Genomic DNA, 25,976 nt, shown 5'->3' on the forward strand with positions numbered 1-25,976 from the left:
CCTCCACCGGCAGGTTTATGGGGCGGCGTTGGGCTGCCCCTTTTTTTTCGATACATTGCCATGAAAATCTCCAAAAAAATCAGTGTGATCTCTGCCGCAGTCGCCCTGTTCTGCGGCACCGCTATGGCCGTCGCGGCCGATACCAAGGACCAGCCATGGATGAACCAGAAACTGGCCGCGCGTGAGCGCGCCGACCTGGTCCTGAAGGAGATGAGCCTGGACGAGAAGCTCAAGCTGGTGTTCGGCTACATGGGCGCCGAGTGGAAAAATACGCCGCCGCCGGCCGAAGCGCGCACGCAGTCCGCCGGCTTCATCCCGGGCGTGCCGCGCCTGGGCATTCCCAACCTGTGGGAAGCCGACGCCGGCATCGGCGTGGCCAGCCAGGCCGGTCCCAATGCGCGCGAGGCCACGGCCCTGCCTTCGGGCCTGAACACGGCCGCCACCTGGGACCCGAACACCGCCTACGCCGGCGGCGCCATGATCGGCGCCGAAGCGCGCGCCTTCGGCTTCAACGTCATGCTGGCGGGCGGCGTCAACCTGATGCGCGATCCGCGCAACGGCCGCAACTTCGAGTACGGCGGCGAAGATCCCCTGTTGGCCGGCAGGATCGTCGGCGCCCAGATAAAGGGCATCCAGTCCAACCGCATCGTCTCCACCCTCAAGCATTACGCGCTCAACGACCAGGAAAGCGGCCGCACCACGCTCGACGTGAAGATCGACGACCGCTCGGCCCGCATGTCGGACCTGCTGGCCATGCAGATCGCCAAGGAAGAGGGCAATCCCGGCTCGGTGATGTGCTCCTACAATCGCGTCAACGGCGTGTACGCCTGCGAGAACAGCTATCTGCTGAACGAGGTGCTCAAGCACGACTGGGGCTTCCAGGGCTGGGTGATGTCCGACTGGGGCGCGACCCACAGCACCATCGCCGCCGCCAATGCGGGCCTGGACCAGGAGTCCGGCTTCCCCTTCGACCTGTCCAATTACTTTGCCGCGCCGCTCAAGGAAGCGGTGCAAAACGGCTGGGTGCCGCCGGCGCGCCTGGACGACATGGTGCGCCGCATCCTGGTGCCGATGTTCGAGCACGGCGTGATCGACCATCCGGTCGCCGCGCCGGCGCCGGCCACCATCGACTTCAAGGCCCACGCCGCGGTGTCGATCAAGGATGCGCAGGAGGGCATGGTGCTGCTGAAGAACAGCGGCGGCGTGCTGCCGCTGAAGGCTTCGGCCCAGCGCATCGCGGTGATCGGCGGCTACGCGGACAAGGGCGTGCTGGCCGGCGGCGGTTCCTCGCTGGTGTATCCGGTGGGCGGCAATGCGGTGCCGGGACTGGAGCCCAAGACCTGGCCTGGCCCGGTGATGGTGTATCCGTCCTCGCCGCTGAAAGCCCTGCAGCGCCGCCTGCCCAAGGCCAGTATGCGCTTCAATGACGGCGCCGATCCGGCCGCCGCCGCGCGCCTGGCCAAGGACAGCGACGTGGTGGTGCTGTTCGCCACCCAGTGGACCGGCGAGGGCATGGACGTGCCCAATTTGTCGCTGCCGAAAAATCAGGACGCCCTGATCGCGGCGGTCACGGCGGCCAATCCGAAAACCGTGGTGGTGCTGGAGACCGGCGGCCCGGTGACCATGCCCTGGCTGCCGCAAGCCGCGGCAGTGCTGGAAGCCTGGTTCCCCGGCACCGGCGGCGGAGAAGCGATTGCCGGCGTGCTGACCGGTGAAACCAATCCGTCAGGCCACCTGCCTGCCACCTTCCCGGCCTCCGAGTCGCAATTGCCGCGCCCTGTACTGGACGGCTATCCGGAAGTCGAGAACCGGCGCTTCGACGTCGACTACCACGAAGGCGCGGCGGTCGGCTACAAGTGGTTCGACTTGAAGGAACTCAAGCCGCTGTTCCCGTTCGGGTATGGCTTGTCCTACACCGAGTTCGCCATGTCGGACCTGGCGGCCGAGGTGAAGAACGGCGTGCTGCAGGCTTCGTTCAAGGTGAAGAACACCGGCCGTGTGGCGGGCAAGCAGGTGGCCCAGGTCTACGTGGCGCCGCTGCAGGCCAAGTGGGAAGCGCCCAAGCGCCTGGCCGGCTTCCAGAAGCTGGACGTCAAGCCCGGCGCCAGCGCCAGGGGCAGCGTCAGCATCGACCCGCGCCTGCTGGCGGTGTATGAATCGGCCAGCAAGACCTGGAAGGTGGAGGCCGGCGACTACCGCCTGGTGCTGGCTGCCAGCGCGATGGACCCGCAGGCCAGCAGCGTGGTGGTGCACCTGGACGCCGCCACTTATGACGTGAACGGCAAGCCACTCAAGGAATAGCCATCATGAGCAACTTTGACCGCATCGTCGTCGTCGGCGGCGGCACGGCCGGCTGGATGACCGCGCTGGCCCTGGTGACGGGCCTGCGCGGCCGCACGGTGGAAGTGATCGAGTCGGAGGAAATCGGCATCGTCGGCGTGGGCGAGGCCACCTTTCCCTCCATTCTCGAGTACAACCGCCTGGTCGGCATCGACGAAGCCGACTTCCTGCGCGCCACCGAGGGCACCTACAAGCTCGGCGTCGAGTTCCGCGACTGGCGCCAGCAAGGCGAGAGCTACTTCCACACCTTCGGCGATTTCGGCAGCCTGACCGGCTCGCATTCCCTGTGGGGCCAGCACCGGCGCCTCGGGGATGCCGTAGCCGGCGCGTTCGGCGCGCAATGCCTGCCGACGGTGATGGCCCAGGAGGGCCGCTTCTGCGCGCCAAACGCGATCCAGGGCGCGCCCTTCAAGTATGCCTACCACTTTGACGCCAGCCTGTATGCGAGCTACCTGCGGCGGCTGGCGGTGCGGCGCGGCGCCAACCGCACCGAGGGCCGCATCATCGCCGTCAAGCGGCGCGAGGATGGCGGCGTGCGCAGCGTGCTGCTGGCCGATGGCCGCGAGATCCACGGCGATCTGTTCATCGACTGTTCCGGCTTCCGCTCGTTGCTGCTGGGACGCACGCTGGAGGAACCGTTCGTCGACTTCAGCCACTGGCTGCCGGTGGACCGGGCCTGGGCCTGTCCCTGCGAGCCCAGCGGCGACGGCATTACGCCGTACACGCGCGCCACGGCTCTGGAAGGCGGCTGGGCCTGGCGCATCCCGCTGCAGCAGCGCACCGGACATGGCCATGTGTTCTCGAGCCGCTACATCTCCGAGGAGCGCGCCCGCGACCAGCTGTTGCAGCAGTTGGACGGCAGGCCGCTGGCGGAGCCGCGCCTGCTGCGCTTCACCACCGGCCACCGGCAGCGCTTCTGGGTGCACAACGTGGTGGCGCTGGGCCTGTCGGCGGGCTTCCTGGAGCCGCTGGAATCGACCAGCATCTTCCTGATCCAGAGCGGGCTGGGCAGGCTGATGCGGCTGCTGGCCGCAGCGGCGCCGGTCGATGCGGCGGCGGTGGAGGACTTCAACGGCGGACTGGTGCGCCAGTTCGCCCGCATCCGCGACTTCATCATCCTGCACTACTGCCTGACGGCGCGCCGTGACAGCGCCCTGTGGCGCGACATGGCCGGCATGGCGTTGCCGGAGACGCTGGCGTTCCGCTTGCATGCGTGGCGCGAGAGCGGAGTGTTGCTGGAGTACGACGAAGAAGGCTTCGACGCCACCAGCTGGCTGGCGATCCACGCCGGCATGGACCATTGGCCGGGACGGGCCGATCCGGTGCTGCAGGAGCTGTCGCGCGAGCAGGCGCAGCAGGCGCTGGCCCAGCGCCGCGAGGCGATTGCGCGCCTGGTGGCGCAACTGCCGGCGCATGCCGATTACCTGGGCCAAGTGCTGGCGCGCTGAGCTGGCGGGCCATACGTGTTTTCCACATACGGATTTTCATTTTTGGGATTGGTGATTTTCACAATTGCGAGCAACGGATGCGGGAAGCAAAATTTGCTTGTCGCATTGCGGTATCAAGCGATACAAATGTGCCAGATCTGCCAGATGGCCTGAGAACAACGACGGAGATAAAATTGAAAGACTTTAAGAGAACGGCGATTGCCGCCGGGGTAGCGCAAGTTATTCTTTTGGCCAGTGGCGCAGTCTTTGCGCAAACCGCCGATACCAACGCAGACAAAGACAAGGACGCCAAGAACACCACCACGGTGGTCGTGACCGGCCAGCGCGCGGCGCTGGAATCGGCGGCGAACATCAAGCGCAATTCGGACGAGATCGTCGATTCGATCGTGGCCGCCGACATCGGCAAGCTGCCTGACCGCTCGGTGACCGAAGTGCTGCAACGCATCCCCGGCGTGTCGATCGACCGCACCCAGTACCGCGCCGACCCGCTGCAAAGCACGGGCGACGGCATCCAGCGCTTCGCCGCCGAGGGTACCGGCGTGTCGGTGCGCGGCATGAACTATGTGCGCTCGGAACTGAACGGACGCGACTCGTTCTCCGCCAACGGCGGCCGCGCGCTGAGCTTCGAAGACGTGCCGCCCGAGCTGATGGCCGGCGTGGACGTGTACAAGAATCCGTCGGCCGAGCAGATCGAGGGCGCTATCGGCGGCCTGGTCAACCTGCGCACCGCGCTGCCGTTCGACTACAAGGGCTTCAAGGCGGCGATTTCGGCGGAGGCATCGCGCGCAACGCGCAGCGAGAAAACCAAGCCGGGCCTGTCCGGCCTGGTCTCCAACCGCTGGACCACCCCGCTGGGCCAGTTCGGCGCGCTGATCGACGTGGCGCATTCGGAGATTTCCACCGCCAGCGACAGCATGGGCGTGAGCCCGTATATTCCGCGCACCGACATCACGCCGGGCCAGACGCGCTGGATCAGCCCCGGCGCGAGCTGGAGCTCGAACATCTTCAACCGTACCCGTGACGGCCTGTATGGCGCCCTGCAATGGAAGAACGAGAACTGGTCTTCCGCGATGACGTACTTCAAATCGAAGTACAAGATGTACACCGAGGAAAGCGGCTTCTTCATGTCCACCACGCCGTCCACGCTGACCGTCGATCCGGGTGCGACCTACGACGCCCATGGGGCGCTGCTGACCGGCGTCCTGCACAATCCGACCGATGGCGGTTTCGGCCTGAGCAACGGCATCGGCTTCGGCACCGACGCGCGCCAGTCGAGCCGCAAGGCCGACACCTCCGACCTGGCCTGGAACGTCGAATGGCGCGCCACCGACCAGTGGGCCTTCCGCGCCGACTTGCAGCACACCCGCGCCACCACCCAGGCCTATGACAACACGGTCGGCCTGGGCGGTTTCATGCCCAAGGAGACGGTTGACCTGCGCACCTCGGTGCCGACCTACACCTTCGACGCCAGCGACCGCGCGTGGCTGGCCAATCCCAATAACTACTACTGGAGCTTCGCCCAGGAGCACCGCGATGCCGCGGTGGCCACGCAAAACGCGGCCAAGTTCGACGCCAAATTCACCTTCGATTCGCCGGTGCTGCAGGATCTGCGTTTTGGCTTCCGGATGACCGATCGCGATTCGGTCACCAACCGTACCCACGGCGGCAGTGGCGGCAACGAGTGGCAGAACATCACCCAGTCCTGGTCGGTCGGCAACAGCTGGCAGCCCTACAACCACTTCGCGGTCCTGACCGATCCGCGCCTGAGCCAGACCAACTACGTCGCGCACAGCTTCGGCAACTTCTTCAATGGCACGCTGCCGGCCGCGCCGACCATCATCGTGCCGACCCAGTCGACGGTGACCAGTTCCTTCAACTCGGTGCCGGCGGCGTACCAGGAGCTGCACAACTACGCCAACTATTACTGCGCCAATCCCCCCGCCAACGGCGATTGCACCAACTGGAAGCCATCGGTGTTTGGCGGTCCGAGCGACACCAACCTCCAGAAAGAGCGCACCAAGGCCGTCTTCTCGCAGCTGCGCTTTGGCTTCGACAACTTGCGTTACCCGATCGACGGCAATATCGGCGTGCGGGTGGTGCGCACCGAAGAGAAGGCTTCCGGCATGTTGATGTTCAGCCCGCCGACCGGCACCCAGCCGCCGGGCGTGCCGACGATCGCGGCCGTGAACGGCATGCAAACGATCGAGCACAACTACACCAATGTCCTGCCGAGCCTGAACATGCGCATGAAGGCCAGCAAGGAGCTGCAGTTCCGCTTCGCCGTCTCGAAAGGCATGTCGCGGCCGGACTTCTACCAGATGCAGCAGTACACCACGCTGACGATGCAGCCGAACTCGCACGTCGACCCGGTGACCAAGCAGAGCGTGCTCGATTCGATCGACTTCAAGGGCACCGCCAACGGCAACCCGATGCTCAAGCCGGTCCTGTCGAACAACGTCGACCTGACGGCGGAGTGGTATTCCAGCCAGGGCAGTTCGTTGACGCTGTCCCTGTTCAACAAGCAGATCAAGGACATCATCATCCAGCGCACGGTGGTCAACACGCTGACCGACTCCAACGGCGTTGGGCATGATTTCCTGACCAATGGGCCAGCCAACGGCGCCGATGGCCGCGCTTACGGCGCCGAGCTGGGCTTCCAGCATTATTTCGACAATGTGCCTGACTGGCTGAAGGGCATCGGGGTGCAGGGCAACTACACCTATATCCGTAGCCACCAGAATATGCATGCACCGACCGCGCTGTGGTGCACGCCGTCCGGGACGCTGGAGGCAAATACCCTGCTGAACCTGTCCGGTTGTGACACCAACGGCCGCGTGCTGGGCAACGAGCCGATGCTGGGCATGTCGAAGAACGCCGTGAACTTTGCCCTCCTGTACGACAAGGGGCCGTGGTCGTCGCGCCTGGCCTACAGCTGGCGCTCCAACTACCTGCAGGTGATCAATGCCTTCGGCACCAATAACAGCGACGGCCTCGACCAGAACCCGAACAGCCCGAACATGGGCAAGCCGGGCTCGGTGGCCTACGCGCTGCCGGTCTGGGGCGGGGCCTACGGCCAGGTGGACTTTGGCCTGCAGTACAAGGTGAACGAACACTTCGACGTGTCCTTCAACGTCGGCAACCTGACCAACGCCATGTTCAAGCAGTACATGCAGCAGCAGATCGGCCTGAAGGAGCACTTTGCCAACTTCACCGGCCGCAGCTACTACCTGAAGGCGCATTACAACTTCTAAAGTCGATGCAGCACCAGCCTCTTGCGGCCCCGCGCGGCCGCAGGAGGCTTTCCTTTTGACCTTCAGGGAATCTGCCACGTGAAAATCCGTTTCCGCCGTTTGCTGGCGGCCGGCTGCCTGCCGGCGCTGGCCGCCGTACTTCTTCCTGCCTGGGCCGCCACGCCCATGCCGCAACTGGTGCAACAGGACGGGCGCTACGCCTTGCTGGTCGATGGCCAGCCGTACACCATGCTGGGCGTACAAGCCCACAATTCAAGCAATTATCCGGACGCGCTGAAGCAGGTCTGGCCGGCTGTCAAGGATGCCCACGCCAACACCCTGGAAATCCCGGTGGCGTGGGAACAGATCGAGCCGGCGGAAGGCAAGTTCGACTTCAGCTATCTCGACACCTTGCTGGCGCAGGCGCGCCAGCACAAGGTGCGCCTGGTGCTGCTGTGGTTCGGCACCTGGAAGAACACCGGCCCGCAATACACACCCGAATGGGTCAAGTTCAACAACCAGCGTTTCCCGCGCATGGTCGACAAGGACGGCAAGCTGACCTACTGCCTGTCGCCGTTTGGCGCCGAGACGCTGAAGGCCGACCAGCGCGCCTTCACGGCCCTGATGCGCCACCTGAAAGAGGCCGACCAGGCGCAGCACACCGTCATCATGGTGCAGGTGGAGAACGAGGTCGGCACCTATGGCAATCCACGCGACTTCGGCCAGCAGGCGGAGGCGGAATTCCGCCAGCCGGTGCCGGCCGCGGTGCTGGCGCGCCAGAAGCCCAGCGTGGCCGGCGCGGCCAGCGGCAGCTGGAGCGAAGTCTACGGCCCGTATGCCGACCAGTATTTCCATACTTATGCGATCGCCCGCTACATCGAAGAGATTGCCAAGGCGGGAAGGGCGGTCTACAACCTGCCCATGTACGTCAACAATGCGCTGCGCGATCCGCTCGAGCCGCTGGCGCCGTGGAAGAACAATTTCGCCAGCGGCGGCCCGACCTATGACGTGATCGGCATCTACAAGGCGGCCGCGCCGCATATCGATATCGCCGGCCCGGATTTGTACGCGCCGGAGTCGCAGCGCATCACGGCCAACCTGGAACGCTTCCAGCGCCCGGACAATGCGCTGTTCGTGCCGGAGATGGGCAATGCGGCCGGCTACGCGCGTTATGTGTACCAGATTCTGGGGCGCGGTGCGCTGGGCGCGGCGCCGTTCGGCATCGACTACGCCGACTACAGCAATTACCCGCTTGGCTCGCAGCTGACCGACAAACGCATGGCCGAACCCTTCGGCCAGGTCTATGAGGCCTTCCGTCCGATGGAGCGCCTGTGGGCAAAATGGGCCTTCGAGGGCCGCACCCACGGCGTGGCCGAAGGCGACGATCGCACCCCGCAGCAGGTCGGGCTGAAGAACTGGAAGATGACAGTGGCCTTCCGCCTGGGCCAGTTCGGCGACGAGGGCTGGCTGGCGCAGCGCAAGGAGTTCGCGCCCGGCACCGAACAGCCCAACGGCGGCGTGGCGCTGGCGCAGACCGGCGAAAACGAATTCATCGTGGTCGGCCAGCGCGCGCGGCTGCGCTTCGAAGGCGATGGCGCCAACGCCGGCAAGCCTTCCATGTTCGCGCGGGTCGAGGAAGGGCATTTCGACGCCAGCGGCAAATGGGTCATGGAGCGCAACTGGAATGGTGACCAGACCGACTACGGCCTTAACTTGCCCGCACGGCCTGTGGTGCTGAAGGTCCGCTTGGGCACGTACTGATCCGGGCATGCAAAAAGGAGACGCAGGAATGAGCGATCAGGCCATCCGAAAAATCGTCATCGTCGGCGGCGGCACCGCCGGCTGGATGAGCGCGGCCGGGCTGGCAAGGCTGCTGGGCGCGGCCTGCCAGATCACGCTGGTGGAATCGCCGGAAATCGGCACCGTGGGCGTCGGCGAGTCCACCTTGCCGACACTGCCGTACTTTAACCGCACACTCGGCATCGACGAGGCGGAGTTCATGCGCAGGACGCAGGCGACCTTCAAGCTGGGCATCGAGTTCAAGGACTGGGGCCGGATCGGCAACCGCTTCTTCCACGGTTTCAGCGACTTCGGTCCGCTGGTCCACGGGCGCCAGCCGCACCTGTCATGGCAGCGGCTTGCGCGTGAATTCAAGGACATGCCGCCGCTGGAAGAGTGGTCGATCACGGCCATGATGGCGCGCAAGCAGCGCTTCCTGCCGCCTCTCGAGCTGGTGCCGGGGATGGGGCCAGCCTATGCCTACGGCTACCAGTTCGACGCCGGACTGTACGCGGCCTACCTGCGCGAATACGCCGTGCAGCGCGGCGTACGTCGCGTGGAGGGCATGATCAACGAGGTGGAGCAGCATCCCGAAACGGGCTTCGTCACCGCCGTCAAGCTGCGCGACGGCCAGCGCGTCGAGGGCGAGCTGTTCATCGATTGCTCCGGTTTCCGCGGCCTGCTGATCGAAGGCGTGTACAAGGCCGGCTACGAGGACTGGAGCGCCATGCTGCCCTGTAACAGCGCGCAGGCGGTGCCATGCGCGCGCAAGGAGGGCATCACGCCGTACACCGTGTCGACCGCGCGCCCGGCCGGCTGGACCTGGCGCATCCCGCTGCAGCACCGCACCGGCAACGGCCATGTGTACTGCGACGGCTTCACTACCGACGCCGAAGCGGGGCGCCTGCTGCTCGAGAACCTGGATGGCGAAGCGCTGGGCGAACCGCGCCAACTGCGCTTTACCGCCGGTCGCCGGCGCAAGTCATGGATCAAGAATTGCGTCGCGATTGGACTGTCGAGCGGCTTCCTGGAGCCACTCGAGTCGACCAGCATCAACGTCATCGAAAACGCGGTGGGCTGGCTGGTGCAGTACTTCCCGGACCGCGGCTTCCGCCCCGAACTGGCCGACGAATTCAACCGCCTGGTGTCGCAGCGCTACGAATATGTGCGCGACTTCATCATCCTGCACTACAAGATCAACGACCGCTCCGACAGCGAGTTCTGGCGCTACTGCGCGAATATGCCGATTCCCGACACCCTGCGCCACCAGATCGAACTGTTCCGCGAAACGGGCCATGTGATGATCTACGACCTGCAGGGCTTCCGCGAGGCGTCCCATCTGTCGATCATGCAGGGCCTGGGCCTGCAGCCCAAGCGCTACGATCCCATGGTCGAGCTGCTGGACCTGCGCCATTTGCAGGCGCACTTCTGGAACCTGCGCAAGGCGATCGAACGCGCGGTGGACGGCATGCCGGACCACGCGCAATTCCTGCAGAAGCAAGCTGCCGCTTGATGCGGCGCCCCGCTCAATCCGTGTTTTTTTTGAAGGACAACCGAATGAATCGGAAGCACGACTTCGTCTTGCCGGCCTTGTTGGCGGGCGTACTGGCTGCCTGTAGCGGCGGCAGCACGCCCGACACCGCCGCGGCCAGCAGTCCGAGCTTGCAGCCAGCCAGCAGCGGCCCGGCGGCCACTACGTCGAGCACTCCGGCCGGCAGCTGGACCAGCGTAAAGTGGGGCGGCGGCGGTTATGTCACCGGCCTCATTTACCATCCGACCAGCGCGAACGTCATGTACGCGCGCACCGACATCGGCGGCGCCTACCGCTGGAATAATTCGAACGGCTCGTGGACGCCCATCACCGACGGCCCGGGGTTTGGCGGCGGCGAGAGCGAGTTCCACGGCGTGGAAAGCATCGCCCTCGATCCGTCCAACGACCAGCTGGTCTACCTGGTCACTGGCATGTACACGGTCGACGGCGGCGGCAATCCGCAAAACGGGCGCATCTACGCCTCAAGCAACCGCGGCGCCAGCTGGACGCACTACGACCTGCCGTTCCCGGTGGGCGGCAATGAAGACGCACGGGCGATTGGCGAACGCCTGCAGCTCGACCCCACCAACCCGTCGACCATGTTCTACGCCTCGCGCACGGCCGGGCTGTGGAAGAGCACGAACTCGGGCCAGACCTGGACCCAGGCGGCGCTGTCGAGCACCGTGCTCACGGGCGCCCAGATCAAGGTGATCGGCAGTGTGAAGGGCGTCGAGCAGATCATGTTCGACAACTCGAATGTGGGCGGCGGCGCGGCCACCCGGAACATATATGCCGCCGTCGCACCGGACTACGCCCAGGCGGCGGGCCTGGGCTCGACCCTGTACAAGTCCCAGGACGGCGGCTCCTCGTGGACGCCGGTGCCGGTCCCGTCCAGCGTGTCCGGCTACTACGTTCCGCATATGGTGCGTACCAGCGATGGCTATTTCTACGTGGTGTTCAACAAGACCGCAGGACAGGGCGCCGGCGGGCCCGGCTATCTCTACAAGTTCGGCGGCACGAGCTTCGGCGAGTCGTGGACCCAGCTCGCCGCCACCACCACGGGGGGCTACGGCGGCGTGTCCGTGTACGGCAGCGGCGCGATGGCCCGCATCGCGCTGGCCGTCACCGGTACATGGACCAGCACCAGTCCGGTGGTGCAGCTGTCCGACAACGGCGGCGGCAGCTGGCGCGAAATCGCCGGCGGCATGCAGCACGGGGGCGCAGGCTACTGGGGCTGGGTGGACGACATCGAAATCGATCCGGCCAACCGCGACCACATCATGCACATCACCGGCGGCGGTGTCTGGGAAACCTGGAACGCGTCGTCGGCCACGCCGAGCTGGGATGCGCCGGTCAACAATCTTGAGGAAACCGCCACCCAGGCCCTCGTTACGCCACCGGCCGGCGCGGCCTACACCCTGGTCAACAGCGCGGGCGACATCGGCACCTGGGTCCAGACCGACGTCACGGCGCATCCGACCCGGGGCCCCACCAGCGCCTGGAGCAATGGCAATGCCGCCGACATGGCCTGGTCCGATCCGAGCTACATCGTCGGCAGCGGCGTGCTGAACTCGTCCTCGACCGCCTTCGGCTTCTGGTCGGGCGACAGCGGCAACACGTGGTCGAACTTCGCGGTCCTGCCCAACGGTGCTGCCGCCAACCAGGCCGCCGCGTCGAGCATTGTCGCCACCGCGCGTGGCCAGGTGATCTGGGCGCCCGCCAACTCGGTGCCGTCCTATTCCACCGACAATGGCGCGAGCTGGACGCCGACCAACCTGCCTGCGCTGCCCGCGGTCGGCTGGGATCGCGGCTATCGCCTGGTGGTCGACCGCAAGAATCCGGCCAAGGTGTATGCCTACGATTCGGCCGGGGTACCGTGGAATAACACGGCGGGCAAGGTCTATGTCTCGACCGATGGCGGCCACAACTTCACGCTGAGCCAGGGTTCGGTGTCGGCCAAGCTGGCGCCCAACGCCTATTGGACCACCTCGATGGCGATCAACCCCAAGGTGGAGGGCGACATCTGGCTGGCCGACGGCAACGCCGTCTACCACTCGACCGATTCCGGCGCCAATTGGGCCAAGGTCGGCAACTTCGCGACGGTCGCGGCCAGCGGTTCGACCGGCCAATTGCAGGGTGCCAGCGTGATCGCCCTGGGCAAGGCGCTGGGCGGCTCCTCGTACCAGGCCGCCGTCTACGTGGTCGGGGCGATGAACGGCGTGTGGGGCGTGTACCACTCCGACGATGGTGGCGCAAGCTGGGCGCGCTACAACGATGATGCGCACCAGTTCGGCGGCATCGGCGTCATGGCGGCCGACTGGAACACCTACGGACGCATCTACCTGAGCGGTACCGGCCGCGGCCTGCTGTACACAAACTGATTGAGCACCGCGCGCCGCCCGGCAAGGCGCCGCGCGGTTCGTCGTTGAGAGTTACAGCAGCGCGCGGTAGCGGAAGTTGCGGGCGCGTACTTCCCCCTGGCCGGCGCTGAAGATCCCCGGTGTCAGGCTGAGGAAGCCGCCGAAGGTGTTGTGCTGGAAGCCGGACACTTCCACCTGCCACGGGTGCTGGATCCAGTGCCGGCCATCCAGCGAGTAGTGGAAGGTGACCACCTGCGAACGGTTCGTGACCTTGAGGTGCACCCGGCCGCCCTTGAGCTCCTGGCGCATCCAGCGCTGTTCCTCGCCGTACTGGTAGGTGAACATGTGCGTCGTGCTGAATCCCACGCCGCAGTAGCCGCGCTGGTTGTAGAACAGCGTCAGGCCGCCTTGCGCGCCGTCCGACATCTCCAGCTCCACGCTAGCCTCGTAATCGCGGTCGCCGGCGATGCAGGTCAGCGGCGAGGAGTCGGCCAGTGTGCTGCCCTTGGCGCGAATCACCAGGCTGTTGTCCTCGTAGCGCACGCGCTGCATCTCGTCCGGGGCGGGGTCGAAAAAGCTCCACTGCACACCGAATTTATTGCTGGAGAAGTCATCCGACAGCGCGTGGCCGGCCGGACCGGCCGTGCCGCCTTTGGGCTTGGGCAGCGGCTTCGCCAGCGTGCCGCCTTTGGCCCGGAACCAGGCGTCGCTGGTCCATTCAATCGGTTCCAACAGGGTTTGGCGCCCCAGGGTGCGGAAGCCGTTTTCGTAGCCGTGATAGATCAGCCACCAGTTGCCCGCCGGTCCCTCGACCGCGGTGGCGTGGCCGCGCGACCACCATGGCTCGTCGGCGCTGGCGGTATGCACGATCGGATTATGCGGACAGTTCTCCCAGGGGCCGTGGATGGAGCGCGAGCGCGCCGCAATCACCATGTGGCTGGTGGGCGGGCCGGAAGTGCCGCCCACCGCCAGCACCATGTAGAACCAGGGTCCGCGGCGGAAGATTTTCGGACCTTCGGGGGCGAACATCTCCACCACCCAATTGTCCGGGTAGCGCCAGGGCTGGTAGACGCTCTCCAGTGCACCCGCCGTGGCCAGACCGTCATCGGTCAGCGCCACGCGGCGCACGCCGTTGACGAACAGGTAGCGCTTGCCATCTTCGCCTACCGCATGGCCGGGATCGATGCAGGCGTCCAGCTTGAGGTCGACCGGATCGCTCCACGGTCCCTGCATCCTTTCGGCGTGGATCACGTAGATCGAACCACCGGCCGGAATGTAGATGAAATAGCGGCCCTTGTGCTTGACGATGTCCATCGACCACACCGAGCCGATCGGCTTGCGCAGCGCGGCGGTAATGGGCGTCCAGTTGACCAGGTCGCGCGAATGCCAGATCACCACGCCCGGATAGGACATGAAGGACGAGAAGGTCATGTAGTAATCGTCGCCGTCCTTCAGCACGGCCGGGTCGGCATGGTCGCCGGCGACGATGGGGTTGAGGTAGGTGCCGTCACCCAGGTCGGCCTTGCGCTGGCCTTCGATGCCGCGCGCCCGGCGCGGCGCCGGCGTGGCGGCCAGGGCCACGCCCGACGGCGCCAGCTGGGCGCCGGTGGCGCCGGCCAGCGCCGCCTTGAACAACTCGCGTCGCTTCATTTGGCGACCTTGAGCAGCTGCTGCGCGCTGCGCGCCAGCTCCTTGTCGGCGCCGTTCACGCTCAGGCTGCGGGTGGCGTCGTTCCACTGCAGTCGGGTGAGGGCGCCCTTGCCCTGTTCGTAGTCGTAGGACACGCCGTCGTCGTCATACAGCGCGAACTCGCCGTCCTGGCCGGGATACACGCGGATCTCGGCAATCGCCTGCTTGCTGGCGGTGGACTGGATCTCGGCGCCAAGCGGCACGATGGAACCGGCCTTGACGAACACCGGAATGCGGTCGATCGGCGCCGCCACCTTGATCCAGCGGCCGCCGGCATGCTTTTCGTTGGTCCAGAAGTCATACCACTCGCTGCCGGCCGGCAGGTAGACATCCTTTTCGGTCTGGCCCTGCGCGGTCACCGGCGCCACCAGGAATGCCGGGCCGAACATGTACTGCGTGCCGATATCGGCCACGTTCGGATCGAGCGGGAAGTCCATCCACAGCGGGCGCATGAAAGGCGCGCCGTTGTCCCAGGTCTGCTTGGCCAGGCTGTAGATGTAGGGGATCAGCTGGTAGCGCAGGCGGTCATAGCGCGCCAGGATCGCTTCGGCGGGCGCGCCGAATTCCCAGATCTCGGTGTGTTTGCGGTCGCCGTGCACGCGCAGGGTGGGCAGGAAGGTCCCGTACTGGAACCAGCGCGTGAACAGCTCGGGATAGTCATTGTTCTGGCCCACCGTGTCGCGCGCCCCGGACGGATCGAGCAGCGGCGCATGGGTGGCCTGGGTGGATTGCGGCAACCACTGCCAGCCGCCGATGTCGTTGCCCCAGTAGGCGATGCCGGAGGCGGTCATGTTCAAGCCGGTCGGGATCTGGCGCGCCAGCGCTTCCCAGCTGGGGTTGATGTCGGACGACCAGAACAGCGCGCCGCTGCGCTGCGAGCCCAGGTAGGCCGCGCGCGACAGGATCAGGCGGCGCTTGTTGGGCTTCCAGGCGCGCATGCCGTCGGCCACGCCTTCCACGTGCAGCAGGGGGAAGACGTTGTGGTAGCGGTCGCCGGAGCCGATCGAATAGAAGTAGCCGTCCGGGACCAGGTCCGGTTCGGTCTCGTCCAGCCATGGATAATCGAAGCCGTGCGACAGGATATTGTCGCGCGCGTGTTCCCAGAACCACTTGCGGGCGGCCGGATTGGTGGCGTCGATCAGGGCGCCGGCGCGGTCGGCACGGAAGGGCAGGCCATCCACGGTCTTGCCATCCTTGTCCTTGAGCAGATAGCCCTTGGTATCGAGCTCGTTGAAGTAGCGGCCGGAGGTTTCAAAGCGCGGCCAGATCGAGATAATCGACTGCATGCCCATCGCGTGCAGCTGCTTGTTCATGCCGTCCGGATCGGGGAATTGCGCCGGGTCGATGTCGAGCTGGCCCATGCGGGTCCAGTAGAACCAGTCCACCACCATGATGTCCAGCGGGTAGCGCTTTTCACGGTAGGTTTTGGCCACGCGCAGCACTTCCTGCTGGCTCTCGTAGCGCGCCTTGGACTGGATCAGGCCGAACGCGGCCTTGGGCGGGATCGGGGTCTTGCCGGTCACGCGCGCGTAGCCGGAGTAGATTTCCTCGGGCGTCTTGCCGGTGACGATGAAGAAGCTCAGGCGCTCGCCCACCTTGGACTGCAGGCTGGTGCGGCCGTTGATGGCGGCCTGCAGTCGGGTCGGCGAGGGGTTGTCCCAGATAATGCCATAGCCTTTGGACGACACCAGGAAGGGTACGCACACCGATTCGCCGCCCGGCGCTTCGTACCAGTGCTGGCAGTCGATCACGCGGCCGCGCAGGTCGAGCGGACCGGTCGATTCCTGGTTCTGTCCCATGCCGTAGTAGTGCTCGTCGGCCGGGGCGGCGAAAGAGGCGCCGACCTGGTAGGTCTTCTCGCCGCTGACGGTGGTGGGCGCCATATCCCAGCCGGTCATGTTCAGGATGGTCTGTCCGTCCGCGTTCCTGACCTGCAGCCCTACCGGGGCCAGCGACGGCGCGAAGTATTTTTCCATTGCGCTCGGCACGTGCGGCGGCGGGGCCGGATTGACGTGCAGGCTCAGTGCCGCAGAGCTGAAGGTGTCGCCATCCTTGCCGCTGCTGTGGCGGAAGGCGGCATGGTCGGCGTTGGCGGCAAGGATGCCGTAGCCGGGGCCTTTCAGCGCCTCGGCCTTGTCGGCGGCGATCGTCACGTGGACCACGTTGGGACCGTAGGCTTCGACGCTTACCCAGGCGCCGTCGCGGTCGAGGGTGGCGAGCGGGGCGCCGGCAGCGGCGCCGAAAGCGCTGCTTGCAATTGCGGAAATCGATGCGGCCAGTAGCCAGCGCCGGGGGCGAAATACCATGTCTTCTCCAGGAAAGTGGACGTATTGTTGTCGAGTGTGAGGTATTGTGCGCAGCCCCCTCTGGCGCGGCAATTATGAAAATCACCAATCACGCACATGATTAGTAGCAAGTGACGGCTGTGCAGGTCTCAAGCGGAAAATGCGGTGATAGCATGCGCCGAAGACACCTCAGGAGACCCCTTGCATGACGCATTTCCCACCGCATTTCCGGCGCACGATGCTGGCCACGCTGGCCGGGCTGTGGCTGGCACAGACGCCTGCCGCCGGCCACGCCGCCGCGTCTGCAGCTGAAGTTCCGCGCCAGATCATCGTCGACACGGCGCGCGCCGAGCAGCCGCTGGACCGCTTCTTCGACCTGTCGGTCGGCTCGGACTTTCCGGGCACCTTGCGCCGCGACGACAGCATGGCCCAGCTCAAGACCACGGTCGACGAACTGGGCTTCCGCTACCTGCGCTTCCACGACATTTTCCATGACGTGCTCAAGACGGTGCGGGAAGTCGACGGCAAGATCGTCTACGACTGGAGCGGTATCGACGCCCTGTACGATGCCATGCTGGCCCGCCACATCCGTCCCTTCGTGGAGCTGGGTTTCACGCCCCAGGCGCTGGCCACCTCCGGCCAGAAGATCTTCTACTGGCAGGGCAATACCTCGATTCCCAAACAGCAGGCGTGGAAGGACCTGGTGGGCGCCTTCATGCAGCACCTGGAAGCGCGCTACGGCCCGGCCGAGGTGCGCAACTGGTTCTTCGAAGTGTGGAACGAACCGAACCTGGCCGGCTTCTTCGAAGGTGGCAAGCTGGAAGACTACCTGGCCCTGTATGACGACACCGCCCGCGCCATCAAGGCCGTCGACCCGCAGCTGAAAGTGGGCGGACCTTCCACCGCGGGCGCGGCCTGGGTGCCGGAATTCCTGGCCCATGTGGCCAAGAGCGGCGCCGGGGTCGACTTTGTTACCACCCACACCTATGGCGTGGATGGCGGCTTCCTCGACGAAAAGGGCAAGGAGGACACCAAGCTGTCGCCGTCCCCGGACGCCATCATCGGCGACGTGCGGCGCGTGCGCGAGCAGATCTCCGCCTCGGCCTTCCCCCAGCTGCCGCTGTACTTCACCGAGTGGAGCACCAGCTACACCCCGCGCGACCTGGTGCACGATTCGTACATCAGCGCGCCCTACATCCTGAGCAAGCTGAAGGCCACGCAAGGGCTGGTGCAAGGCATGAGCTACTGGGCCTACACCGACCTGTTCGAAGAGCCGGGACCGCCGGACACGCCGTTCCACGGCGGCTTCGGCCTGCTGAACCGCGAGGGCATTCGCAAGCCTGCCTATTTCGCCTACAAATACCTGCATGCGCTGCAGGGCAAGGCGATCCCGCTGGCGGACGGCCAAGCCATGGCGGCGTACGGCGGCGGCACGGTCAGCGCGCTGGTATGGGACTTCCAGCAGCCGGAGCAGAAGCTGAGCAACCGCTCGTTCTATAGCCGCCTGCAACCGTCCGTGCCTTCGGCGCCGGTGGCGCTGCAGCTGCGCCATCTGCGACCGGGCACTTACCGGATGCAGCTGCGCCGCACCGGCTACCGCGCCAACGACGCTTACTCGGCCTATATCGAGATGGGCGCGCCCAAGGCGCTGACGCTGGAACAGCTGGCCCGCCTGCAGGCCCTGACGACGGATGCGCCGGAGACCGCGCGCGTGCTCAAGGTCGGGGCGGGCGGCACGGCCAGCGTGCGCGTTCCCATGCACAGCAACGACATCGCGCTGGTCACCCTGCAGCGCGTTGGCAAGTAGTACACGAAACCCGATTTGCAAAGATAAGAGCAATATGAAACTTCTTGGACAAGCCCTGATCGGCGGCCAGCCGGTACGCGGCGCCGGCGATTCCTTCCGCGCCTTCGACCCCCAGCGCGGCGAGCACATTGAACCGCCGTTCCACAGCGTCAGCGAAGAACAGGTCAATCAAGCCTGCGTCCTGGCCGGCGCCGCCTTCGACGCCTTCCGCGCCAGCAGCGACGCGCAGCGCGCCACGCTGCTGGAAGCCATCGCCGGCAATATCCTCGACCTGGGCGACGAGCTGATCGAGCGCGCCATGGCGGAAACCGGCCTGCCGCGCGCGCGGCTGGAAGGGGAACGGGCCCGCACCTGCAACCAGCTCAAGCTGTTTGCGGGCCTGCTGCGCGAAGGGTCCTGGTGCGATCCGCGCATCGACCCCGCCATGCCGCAGCGCGCGCCGCTGCCGCGCGCCGACCTGCGCTACCGCCTGATCGGCGTGGGGCCGGTGGCGGTGTTCGGCGCCTCCAACTTCCCGCTGGCGTTCTCGGTGGCGGGCGGCGACACCGCCTCGGCGCTGGCGGCCGGCTGCCCGGTGGTGGTGAAGGCGCACTCGGCCCATCCCGGCACCTCGGAACTGGTGGCCCATGCGGTGGTGGCGGCGGTCCAGGGCTGCGGCCTGCCGCCCGGCGTGTTTTCCCTGCTGCCGGGTTCCGGTTCCCATATCGGACAGGCGCTGGTGCGCCACCCGGCCATCCAGGCGGTCGGCTTTACCGGCTCGCGGGCGGGCGGCACGTCGCTGATGGCGACCGCCGCCGCGCGCCGCCAGCCGATTCCCGTGTATGCGGAAATGAGCAGCATCAACCCGGTGTTCCTGCTGCCGGCCGCACTGGCGGCCCGCCACGACGCGCTGGCGGCCGGCTTTGCCGCCTCGCTGACCTTGGGCGTGGGCCAGTTCTGCACCAATCCCGGCCTGGTGCTGGGGCTGGAAGGGCCGGCGCTGGACCGCTTCTGCGCCGCCGCCGCGCAGGCCCTGGGAGGCTCTGCCGCCGGCACCATGCTGACGGCGGGGATCGCGGCCAGCTATCAGCGCGGCGTGCAGGCGCTGGCGGCCCAGTCCGAGGTCAGCACCCTGGTCTCGACCGCCCACACCGGCTGCCAGGGCGGCCCGGCCCTGTTCCGTGCCGGCGCGGCCAGCTTCCTGGCACAGGAGTCGCTGTCGGACGAGGTATTCGGCCCGGCCGCGCTGGTGATCGCCTGCCGCGATCTGGATGAGATGCGGCGCGTGGCCGAGCATCTGGAAGGCCAGTTGACCGCCACCCTGCACATGAACGATGCCGACATGGACGCGGCGCAGGCGCTGCTGCCGGTACTGGAGCGCAAGGCCGGGCGCATTGTCACCAATGGCTTTCCGACCGGCGTCGAAGTGGCGCATGCGATGGTGCACGGCGGTCCTTTCCCGGCCACCTCGGACGGGCGCAGCACTTCGGTCGGCAGCGCGGCGATCCACCGCTTCCTGCGCGCGGTGTGCTACCAGGACCTGCCGCAGCCGCTGCTGCCGCCAGTGCTGCGCGACGCCAATCCCGCCAAGGTATGGCGCCGCCGCGACGGCTTGCTGACGCAGGAGTGAGCATGACCGAAGTCATCGTGAAACAGACCAGGAAAGCCGCTTATCCCAGCCTGCAGGGACGGCGCGTATTCGTCACGGGCGGCGCCAGCGGCATTGGCGCCTGCATCGTGCGCGCCTTTGCGGAGCAGGGTGCGCGGGTGGCGTTCGTCGATATCGCCGGTGAGGCCGGTGCGGCGCTGTGCGAGGCGGTGGAGCAGGAAGGCTTCGCGCGTCCGCTGTTCACGCGCTGCGACATTACCGACGTCGGCGCCCTGCAAGCGGCCATTGCAGGCAGTGCGCGGGAACTGGGCGGGTCCTTCGACATCCTGGTCAATAACGCCGCCAACGACCAGCGCCACCGCATCGAAGACGTGAGCGTGTCCTACTACGACGATCGCATCGCCATCAACCAGCGCCCGCTTTTTTTCGCCGTGCAGTCGGTGGCGCCGGGCATGATCGCGCAGGGTGGCGGATCGATCATCAACATCAGCTCGATCTCCTGGCACGCCAAGGGTGCGGGCTATCCCGTTTACGCGGCAGCCAAGGCGGCGGCGCACGGGCTCACACGCGGGCTGGCGCGCGATCTGGGCCGGCACAATGTGCGAGTCAACACCGTCACACCGGGCTGGGTCATGACCCAGCGCCAGATGGAAATGTGGGTGGATGCGGCGGCGCTGGAGGAGATCGGACGCAACCAGTGCCTGCCGGGCCAGCTCTTGCCCGAGCACATCGCATCGATGTGCCTCTATCTTGGCGCCGACGACAGCGCCATGTGCAGCGCCCAGGAATTCGTGGTCGACGCCGGATGGACCTGAACAAACGGGATGTGGCGCCTGCCGTGGCGCTTGGCTTGCCTGGCGGCGCATGGCGATGAAGTGGCTGTGTCTTGGTTGGCGCCGCTGCGCCGCGGGCCTGGTCGCCATGCTGGCGCTGGCCGCGCCGGCAGCCGTGGCGCCCGCCCCGGTGGCGCCTCCCACTTACACCTGGGACAGCGTCGCCATGGGCGGCGGAGGTTTCGTCTCGGCCCTGGTTCCCGGCCCGCCGGGGACGGGCGCGCTGTACGCCCGCACCGACGTCGGCGGCGCCTACCGCTGGGACGAGACCCACGGGCGCTGGCTGCCGCTGCTGGATTGGCTGCCGGAAGAGCAAGCCGGCTACCTGGGCGTCGATGCGCTGGCGGTCGATCCCGCCAACGCGGCGAATATCTATCTGCTGGCGGGAACCGCCTATCTGAATGGCGGCAAGACGGCGGTCCTGCGTTCGCACGATGGCGGCGCGAGCTTTGCCGTCACCGACGTGAGCGCCCAGTTCAAGACCCATGGCAACGGCATGGGCCGCCAGAATGGCGAACGCCTGGTGGTCGATCCCGGTTCGGGCCAGGTGCTGTACGCGGGGACGCGCGCGAATGGACTGTTCCGCAGCAGGGATGCCGGCGCCAGCTGGGGCAGGGTGGGCGCGCTGGATGTCACCACAACCCCGGACGGCAACGGCATCTGCCTGCTCGTCGCCGATCCGTCCAGCGTGGCGCGCGGCGCCGCGCAGCGCCTGTTCGTGGGCATTTCGCGCTACGGATCGGCGGGAGCCAACCTGTACCGCAGCGATGACGGCGGCGCGTCCTTTCGCGCGGTGCCGGGCGCGCCGGGCGACCTGATGCCGCAACGCGCCGCGCTGGATGGACAGGGCAACCTGTATCTCAGCTATGCCAACGGCGCCGGGCCGCATCCGCTGCGGGCGGACTCGATGGACCGCGGCCAGATCTGGAAGTACGCCATCGCCAGCGGGCGCTGGAGCAATGTCACGCCGCCAGGTGTGACGGCGGCGTTCAGCGGCATCAGCGTCGATCCGGCCAATCCCCGCCGCCTGGTGGCGTCGACCATCAGCCTGTACGCGCGCCAGGGCACGGCCAACGGCGACCGGATCTTTGTCTCCAGCGATGGCGGCGCCAGCTGGAGCGATGTGATCGCGCGCGGCTTCGCCCAAAACAACGGCGGCGTGCCATGGATCGCGGGCAAGGCCATCCACTGGGCCAGCACCGTGGTGTTCGATCCGCGTGATGCGAGATCGGTCTGGGTCAGCTCGGGCAATGGCGTGTTCAGGACCGCCGATATCGAGGCCAGGCCCGCCACCTGGACCTTCACCGTGAAGGGCCTGGAAGAGACGGTGCCGCTGAACATCGCCAGCATTCCCGGCGGCGCGCTGCTGTCGGCGATCGGCGACTACGACGGTCTCCGCCATCTCGACACCGCCAGCTACGGCAGCCCGATCCACACACCGGAAATGGGCACGACCACCGGCCTGGCGGTGGCCGACCGCAACAGCAGGATGGTGGCGCGGGTGGGCCGGCTGCTGTACCTGTCGGCCGATGGCGGCGCCAGCTGGACGCAGGCAGCCAGCAAGGCCGGCAAGGGCCAGCTGGCCTGGTCGGCCGATGGCGCGGTGCTGCTGCATAGCCCGGAAAACAGCAGCACAAGTTATCGCTCGGCTGACCGGGGCGCGCATTGGACGGCGGTGACCGGGCTGGCCGTGAAAAATGCGCGCCCGCTGGCCGATCCGGTCGATGCCAGCCGTTTTTACGTGTACGACCCGCTCACGGGCGGCTTTTGGGCCAGCACCGATGGCGGCGGCTCCTTCAGCCAGCGCAACACGCTGGCCAGCGGCGGCGCCAGCCTGATCCGCGCCGCGCCAGGCCGCCCGGGCGATGTCTGGGTCGCGCTGAACGAGAGCGGCCTGGCGCGCAGCACCAGCGCGGGCCGCCAGTTCAGCAAGGTAGGCGGGGTCGGCTACTGCGGCGCCGTGGGCTTTGGCAAGGCGGCCAGCGGCGCCGCCTATCCGACCGTGTTCATTTGGGGCACGGTAGGCGGCGTGCGCGGCGTGTTCCGCTCGACCGACGCCGGCGCCAGCTGGCTGCGCGTGAACGACGACGCCCACCAGTACGGCGGTCCGGGCGACGGCGCCTTCGTCGTGGGCGACAGCAATGCCTTTGGCGTGGTCTACATGAGCACGGCGGGCAGGGGCATCGCGGTGGGGAAGCCCTGAGCGTGGCGAGACGAAAGGGAACTGTTATGATGGGGCATCGCAGCTGTCAATATACGTGGCGCGCGAGACAGTTCGGGACCGTATCGTATGCAAGAGTTTTACAAGAAAGCGCTGCTGGCGCTGATTTTCCTGGTGGTGGCCGACGCGCTGCTGGCGTGCGTGCTGGTCTATCAAAGTTTTCTGTCGCTGTCCCTGCTGCCGGCGAACGACGCCGACGCGCGTTGGCAATACAACACCTATTCCGACGGCGACAGCGGCGGCACCTCGACCTCGCGACTGCATGACAGCTCGCGCGAGCGCCTGCGTTTCGACTTTCGGATCACCGACCAGAGTCGCTATCCCTATGCCGGCGCCGGGCTGCTGCTGGTTGACAGCAAGGGCAAGCTGGTACACGTGGACTGGTCGAAGTATCAAACGGTGAGCTTCCTGGCCAAATGTGCGCCGGCCAACTCCATGTTCCTGGTGATGTCCACCTTCGACAAGAATTTTTCGCGGGTCGGCGATTTCCACACCTACCGCTCGCCCGGCACCTATTTTTCCTGCACCCCGCGCGGCGTGCCGGTTTCGCTGGACCTGAATCGGTTTTCCCAGCCCGACTGGTGGTTCGTGCAGATGAACCTCGACCTGTCGCGGCAGTCCTACACGCTGGACCAGGTGGCAAAGGTGCTGTTCGGGACCAGCGGCACCAGCCCGCACAATGTCGACTCCTACCTGGAAGTGAGCGAACTGACCCTGCATGGGCGCGACTACCGCTACCTGATCGCGCTGGGCGTGGCCATCGCGGCCAGCTGCGCCGGCTTTGCCACCTGGTTTTTCCTGGCCCATACCCGCGCGCTGACGGCCGCCCTGGATTTAAAAATGAAAAAAGATTTGCCGCTGCTGGCCTATCGGCAATTAACCCTGGAGCCTTATAAGGACAAGGAAAAAGCCTCGGTATTGCGGTTTATTGCGACCAATTATACGAATCCCGATCTCGATCTCGAATGCGTGGTGAATCAAACAGGCGCCAACCGGAATAAGGTGAATGAAGTCCTGAAAACGGAATTGGACATGACATTCACCAGTTATCTGAATAAATTGCGGCTGACCGAGGCCGCCAGGTTATTGGCTGAAAAAAGCAGTGCCACGGTGGCGGAAATCGCCTATTCTGTAGGCTACGCGAACGTATCGTATTTTAATAAGCTGTTCAAGGAAGAATACTGCTGCACGCCGAAAGCTTTCCGCACTATTGCAAACCAACAACCTCCTGCCGCTTCTTCCCCCGCCGAGACCGTCAAAGACACGGTTTGAGCCACTTGCACTTCCTGCAGAACTGATCGCAATTCCTGCACTTTGCTAGAAATCGCGCCGCCGGCGTTAGTGCCGTGGGCGCGATGCCGCCTATCCTTTATCCGTGGGTTATTTTAAAACGGAGGGGCGTGGGCGTCGAACCAGATAATGCCGTTCATCTCGATTTAATGACCGGCGGCTTTGTCTGGATAGCTGCAAGACCACCATCCCCGATGTCATCCCGTATCTGGCCTGAGAGCCAGCTCCCCTTGTGGAGCATAAACAGAGCATTCAAGATAAAACGGAGACAAATCGCGATGAAAACCAGCAAGGCAAACCGTATTGCGCTGTTGTTTAATGCGAACAAGAGCTTTGATCGTGAAATTATCGCCGGCATCGGCGCTTACCTGGGCAGTACCCGCTCGGCCTGGGATTTATTTCTGGAAGAGGATTTTCGCCTGCGCCTGAATGGCATCGAGCACTGGCAGGGCGACGGCATTATTGCCGACTTCGACGACCCCGCCGTGGCGGCGGCGCTGTCGCGCTGCCAGCTGCCGGTGGTGGCGGTGGGCGGCTCCTACGCCGACCCGGCCCAGTACCCGCAAGGCCTGCCCTATGTGGCAACCGATAATTACAAGCTGATCAAGCTGGCGCGCGACCATCTGATCGATGTCGGCCTGCACCGCTTTGCCCTGTTCAGCCTGCCTGAGACCGAGCACAACCGCTGGGCCCAGGAGCGCGAACAAGCCTTTCGCAGCCTGATGCAGGAAGAACGGATGGAGGCCGAGATTTTCCGCGGCTGCGGTACCTCCGCCTCCTCGTGGGACGAGGCGGTGCAGGGCCAGATCGCCTGGCTGCGCAGCCTGCCCAAGCCGGTCGGCATCATTGCCGTGACCGATGCGCGCGCGCGCCAGCTGCTGCAGGCTTGCACCCTTGCCGGTATCGCGGTGCCGGAGCAGGTGGCGCTGATCGGCATCGACAACGATCCGATGGTGCGCATGCTGACCCGTATTCCGCTCAGCTCGGTGATCCAGGGCGCCCAGGAAATGGGACGCACCGCCGCCCACCTGCTGGACCAGATGCTGCACGGTGTGCGCCTGGGTGAGACCCGCATCCACGTGCCGCCGTCCGGCATCAATGTGCTGGCCTCCAGCCAGCATCGGGCGGTCAAGCATCCCCATGTGATGCGGGCCCAGCACTTTATCCGCCAGTACGCCCGCCAGGGCATCAAGACCGAACAGGTGGCCGAATATGTGGGCGTGTCGCGCTCCTCGCTGGAAACCTACTTCCGCCAGGAGCTGGGCTGCAGCGTGCATGACGCGATCCTGCGCTTCAAGCTGGAGGCGGCCAAGGCCGGCGTGGAGGACGCCTCGCGCAGCATTGCCGACGTGGCGCTCGATTGCGGCTTCACCTCGCCCCAGTACATGCACCTGGTGTTCAAGCGTGAACTGGGCTGCACCCCGCGCGCCTACCGCGAGCGCGTGCTGGGCGGCAGCGAAGCGCAGCTGGCTTGCGCCTGACCGGGCGCCGTTCCCAAAAAAAATCGGCGGGCGCCAGCACGGGCCCGCCGATTTTTTATGGCCCGGCTGGACCGGGCCATCACTTATCCGCCGC

The 25,976-nt window shown here is 66.0% G+C and carries 14 protein-coding genes; 12 read left to right on the forward strand and 2 right to left on the reverse strand.

Annotated features, from left to right (window positions below; all coding sequences use genetic code 11):
* Positions 1-60 precede the first annotated feature (60 nt).
* From NX778_RS03700 to NX778_RS03725, 6 genes are all read left to right on the forward strand, one after another.
* Positions 61-2,301, forward strand: coding sequence for a glycoside hydrolase family 3 C-terminal domain-containing protein (locus NX778_RS03700; protein WP_258810320.1), 2,241 nt, complete (start codon positions 61-63; stop codon positions 2,299-2,301).
* A gap of 5 nt (positions 2,302-2,306) precedes the next feature.
* Positions 2,307-3,788 (forward strand): tryptophan halogenase family protein, encoded by a 1,482-nt coding sequence (locus NX778_RS03705; protein ID WP_258810321.1) that lies wholly within the window; start codon positions 2,307-2,309, stop codon positions 3,786-3,788.
* Between the two features lie 173 nt (positions 3,789-3,961).
* Positions 3,962-7,039, forward strand: coding sequence for a TonB-dependent receptor (locus tag NX778_RS03710; RefSeq protein ID WP_258810322.1), 3,078 nt, complete (start codon positions 3,962-3,964; stop codon positions 7,037-7,039).
* A gap of 78 nt (positions 7,040-7,117) precedes the next feature.
* Positions 7,118-8,779: a GH35 family beta-galactosidase gene (locus tag NX778_RS03715; protein ID WP_258810323.1), complete on the forward strand. Its 1,662-nt coding sequence runs from the start codon at positions 7,118-7,120 to the stop codon at positions 8,777-8,779.
* Positions 8,780-8,807: 28 nt separating this feature from the next.
* Positions 8,808-10,310, forward strand: a complete 1,503-nt coding sequence (locus NX778_RS03720) for a tryptophan halogenase family protein (protein ID WP_258810324.1) — start codon at positions 8,808-8,810, stop codon at positions 10,308-10,310.
* Between the two features lie 44 nt (positions 10,311-10,354).
* The gene (locus NX778_RS03725; RefSeq protein ID WP_258810325.1) at positions 10,355-12,709 is read left to right on the forward strand and encodes a dockerin; all 2,355 of its coding nucleotides are present in this window, start codon (positions 10,355-10,357) and stop codon (positions 12,707-12,709) included.
* 51 nt (positions 12,710-12,760) lie between these two features.
* On the opposite strand, the gene NX778_RS03730 is transcribed toward NX778_RS03725, so the two are convergent.
* Together NX778_RS03730 and NX778_RS03735 are read right to left on the reverse strand one after the other, a co-directional pair.
* Positions 12,761-14,338 carry a family 43 glycosylhydrolase gene (locus NX778_RS03730; RefSeq protein ID WP_258810326.1) on the reverse strand — a complete coding sequence of 526 codons (1,578 nt, stop codon included), beginning with the start codon at positions 14,336-14,338 and terminating at the stop codon, positions 12,761-12,763.
* Complete coding sequence (locus tag NX778_RS03735) at positions 14,335-16,683, reverse strand: glycoside hydrolase family 31 protein (protein ID WP_258810327.1); 2,349 nt, start codon at positions 16,681-16,683, stop codon at positions 14,335-14,337. The genes NX778_RS03730 and NX778_RS03735 overlap by 4 nt, the downstream gene beginning before the upstream one ends.
* A gap of 184 nt (positions 16,684-16,867) precedes the next feature.
* Between NX778_RS03735 and NX778_RS03740 the strand changes: the two genes are divergently transcribed.
* The 6 genes from NX778_RS03740 (at position 16,868) to NX778_RS03765 (ending at position 25,882) form a co-directional block, all read left to right on the forward strand.
* On the forward strand, positions 16,868-18,469 hold the full coding sequence (locus NX778_RS03740; protein ID WP_258810328.1) for a GH39 family glycosyl hydrolase: 1,602 nt from the start codon (positions 16,868-16,870) through the stop codon (positions 18,467-18,469).
* Between the two features lie 34 nt (positions 18,470-18,503).
* Positions 18,504-20,078: an aldehyde dehydrogenase (NADP(+)) gene (locus tag NX778_RS03745; RefSeq protein WP_258810329.1), complete on the forward strand. Its 1,575-nt coding sequence runs from the start codon at positions 18,504-18,506 to the stop codon at positions 20,076-20,078.
* Positions 20,079-20,080: 2 nt separating this feature from the next.
* Positions 20,081-20,872 carry an SDR family NAD(P)-dependent oxidoreductase gene (locus NX778_RS03750; RefSeq protein ID WP_258810330.1) on the forward strand — a complete coding sequence of 264 codons (792 nt, stop codon included), beginning with the start codon at positions 20,081-20,083 and terminating at the stop codon, positions 20,870-20,872.
* Positions 20,873-20,927: 55 nt separating this feature from the next.
* Entirely contained in the window at positions 20,928-23,093 is a 2,166-nt protein-coding gene (locus tag NX778_RS03755; RefSeq protein WP_258810331.1) for a WD40/YVTN/BNR-like repeat-containing protein, read from the forward strand.
* An 87-nt stretch (positions 23,094-23,180) separates the two neighbouring features.
* A complete protein-coding gene (locus tag NX778_RS03760) occupies positions 23,181-24,383 on the forward strand; it encodes an AraC family transcriptional regulator (protein WP_258810332.1) in 1,203 nt (400 codons plus the stop codon).
* A 296-nt stretch (positions 24,384-24,679) separates the two neighbouring features.
* Complete coding sequence (locus NX778_RS03765; RefSeq protein ID WP_258810333.1) at positions 24,680-25,882, forward strand: AraC family transcriptional regulator; 1,203 nt, start codon at positions 24,680-24,682, stop codon at positions 25,880-25,882.
* The last annotated feature ends 94 nt before the right edge of the window (positions 25,883-25,976 follow it).

This window comes from Massilia terrae (genome assembly GCF_024753145.1).
Classification (GTDB): Bacteria; Pseudomonadota; Gammaproteobacteria; order Burkholderiales; family Burkholderiaceae_D; genus Telluria; species Telluria terrae.